The sequence below is a fragment of the Moorena sp. SIO3H5 genome (assembly GCF_010692395.1).
Lineage (GTDB): Bacteria > Cyanobacteriota > Cyanobacteriia > Cyanobacteriales > Coleofasciculaceae > Moorena.
Genome location: NZ_JAAHHS010000614.1, coordinates 1 through 3,216, shown reverse-complemented (window position 1 = coordinate 3,216; position 3,216 = coordinate 1). Strand labels below are relative to the sequence as shown.

The window sequence follows — 3,216 nt, the reverse complement described above, 5'->3', positions numbered from 1 at the left end:
TTTCAACGGTTTCAATCGCTTGCTGAAAGGCTGAGGTTTTGAGCATAATTGCTTGATAATTTGCAGGTTTTTTCTAGTTTAGCTTGATCAGATTCTGTAGGGTGTCAAGCGCGAAGCGTAACGTACCGAATATCAGCATACAAAAACCCAACCAATAACAGAGGCGATCGCTGAAAGCGGGGCTGAGGCCTTTGGCCACGCTTCGCGAACGCCCATCGCCTTTGGCGCGGCTGAGGCCTTTGGCCACGCTACGCGAACGCGAAGCGTCGGCTTTGCCGAAACGCCGATCGCATTCGGTAGGGTAGGGTGGCCAAATCTATGATACTTTGGCAACTTGATAGCGTGATCATGCCCATTTGCCCACCCTACAAGAGCGTACGCACTACTCCCTGTTCCCTGTTCCCTGTTCCCTGTTCCCTGTTCCCGACTCCCGACTCCCGACTCCCTATTCCCTACTCCCGACTCCCTATTCCCTATTCCCTTTGCATATGTATCAACAAACGGATCCGCCCCGACCCCCCAAAGAAATCCTACCCACAATGTATGATCTACCTAGCGAAGAAACGGAGGATTCAGGATTGCCAGATCAATACCATATTTGGCAAGCAGACTTACTGGAAAAAACGTTTTTCCCTTCCAATTATCCTAGAAACCAAATTCTCGTTGCTAGCGATCTGAATATTTACTACAATCTGAAACATCCTACTTGGTATAAGCGTCCCGATTGGTTTGCTGTCTTGGGAGTGGATCGTTTGTACGAACAAAGAGAATCCCGGTTGAGTTACGTGATCTGGCAGGAAGGAGTAGCTCCTTTTATTGCCATCGAATTACTTTCTCCTAGTACACAGAAAGAAGACTTAGGAGAAGTTAGGCCACAAGCCAACCAACCCCCAACTAAATGGGAAGTCTACGAACGGATGCTACGGATTCCCTATTACGTAGTATTCAATGGTAATAGCAATAAGCTTCGCTTGTTTGAGTTAGTGCGCAACAGCTATCGGGAAGTAATTCTCAACGGTGACAAATTCTGGCTTCCAGAAATAGATTTAGGTTTAGGATTGTGGTCAGGAAACTATCAAGAGTTAAACCGACTTTGGTTGCGTTGGTACGATGCAGCAGAAAATTGGATTCCTACACCGGTTGAGAAAGAAAGACAGCTAGTTGAACAAGAACGCCAACGAGCTGAACGAGAACATCAACGAGCTGAACGTCTAGCAGCTCAATTGCGAGCAATGGGTGTAGAGCCAGAAGATTGAAATTTTAGGTAGCGTAGGGTGGGCAAATTATGAGAGTTTGGCAATTTGATCAAATATCATTTCCATTTGCCCACCAGACAAGAGTGTACGCTTAGTAGTAGGGTAGGGTGGGCAAATAATGATAGTTTGGCAATTAGATCAGTTATTATGTCCATTTGCCCACCAGAAAAGAGCGTACGCACTAACATTAAAAACTCTTCGGAGCTCTTTCCTACTGTTCCCTGTTCCCAGATCCGCTGTTCCCTGTTCCCTTTTAGTATCAATCCTATGTTCACAACTCAAATACAAATGCTATAGGACTCCATAGTTACAGTAATAACCAGGCAAATAAATCCTTAACTGTAAGATTTAGCTCACTCACAAAAGATGGTACAGGAAGTAACATATCGGGTTGCTCGAATACCTCAATTTCTTGTTTAGAATGGTAAACAAACACAGTTTTTTCCTCTGGGTCAATCAACCAACCGATCTGGGTTCCATGCTTGAGGCAATGAATAATATTTTTGGTTACTTTTGTATGACTTTGGTCTGGAGATAAGATTTCAATAGTCCAATCTGGAGTCAGGTTAAATACATTGGCAATTTCTCCATTATCATCACAGGGAATTCGGTTCCAAATAAATACTGAAATGTCAGGTATTATTGATCGACCCCCAAAGGTACAACGTAATTCAGGAAAAGCGCAAGCATTTTTTTTAGGTTTTACCAAACTATTGATGGCGGCTATAAGTTCTCCTTGAAGACGACTATGTTTTCCTTGAGGCATGGGCTTCTGAATAATTTTTCCATCAAGGTACTCACTAGCAGGCTTTGTTTCCGGTAGTTTCAGAAACTCCTCCAATGTCAGTATTTTTGGTTGTGATTGTACCATTTCAGGGTTGTCTCCAATTGTGCCAGTAGGGTTAGGGTGGGCAAATTTTTATAATTTGATCATTTCATCAGCTCTGATCCTAATTTGCCCACCCTAAAAAATCACGCGATCGCTATTAGATTTGGCGGTGGGTTACATTTCACAGGGGTTGCAGCCGACAAGATTGGCGATCGCTCTAGATGTATGGGAGGACCGACCGCTGTTTCATGTCCATTAGTTCGTAGATTTTTTCCTCGTGTTCCTTTACGAATCTGTCCACATCCAGGATCTCTACTGGTTTAATCTCCCGTCTTATATAGTCAAAGAGACGGCGGTGAAGTTCTGAATCTTTCTTATGCTCATTCACTGACTCCAAGTCAGAGCGCTTAAATGTCTTCCATCCATATATAAGGGATTGTAGGGTAGGGGACAATCTCGAATAGTCTTTGTTGAGCTGCTTACCCAATTGACTGGCCTCCCTCGCCCATGCCCGTACTTCCGTTTCAAGGACTGCCATTGTCCGTTGCTTTAATGGGGTGGGGATTTCCTTCTCATACAACAGGATGTCTTCGGCGTGACTGAGCTCGTGAGTTAGTTTTGATATGTGCTCTGCAAATAAAGCCTCGTCTTCTTTGGTCCACTCTTTTGAATTTTCGTGCCGCTTTTTGTTTAACTTGACGATATCACGATATAAATTTATTCGGATTTCTAGCGTATTGGTCACAAAATTAAAGCGAACAGCTTCTCCCTCTTCACATCTGAGCTCTTTTTTTGAATTCTTGAGGTTATTGTATACAATGTCGTACCATGTGTCGGTAACGCCCAGAACTTCTGGGTCGAACGCCGATTCCATTACCTTACCCAGTGATCCTACAAATTTCCGCTGAACCTTTTCGTTAGCCTGTCCTGTCCTCGGTGCTCCGGTGCTTATCTTACTTACAGGTCGATGATTTCCGTCTTTCCCCGACCCTTCTCGGAGGTTCGGCTCCTGCTGCACCACATGGGTCATCTTCGGCAGAGCGTCTTGTTGGGTAAGCGTGTACATACAGTTGGTCGCCGACTCATGAAATATATAAGAGTCGTATGAGGGGAGCGTTGTCCCTGCCCGGA

Annotated in this window: 3 protein-coding genes; 1 reads left to right on the top strand and 2 read right to left on the bottom strand. The window is 44.6% G+C overall.

Annotation, left to right across the window (positions count from 1 at the left end; genetic code table 11):
• Nucleotides 1-488 precede the first annotated feature (488 nt).
• On the top strand, nt 489-1,256 hold the full coding sequence (locus F6K52_RS34465) for a Uma2 family endonuclease (protein ID WP_293089425.1): 768 nt from the start codon (nt 489-491) through the stop codon (nt 1,254-1,256).
• 307 nt (nt 1,257-1,563) lie between these two features.
• Here F6K52_RS34465 and F6K52_RS34460 read toward each other — a convergent pair whose 3' ends face one another.
• A complete protein-coding gene (locus F6K52_RS34460; protein WP_293089423.1) occupies nt 1,564-2,127 on the bottom strand; it encodes a Uma2 family endonuclease in 564 nt (187 codons plus the stop codon).
• Nucleotides 2,128-2,302: 175 nt separating this feature from the next.
• A partial coding sequence (locus tag F6K52_RS34455; protein WP_293089421.1) for a hypothetical protein occupies nt 2,303-3,216 on the bottom strand: 914 nt, incomplete at its 5' end.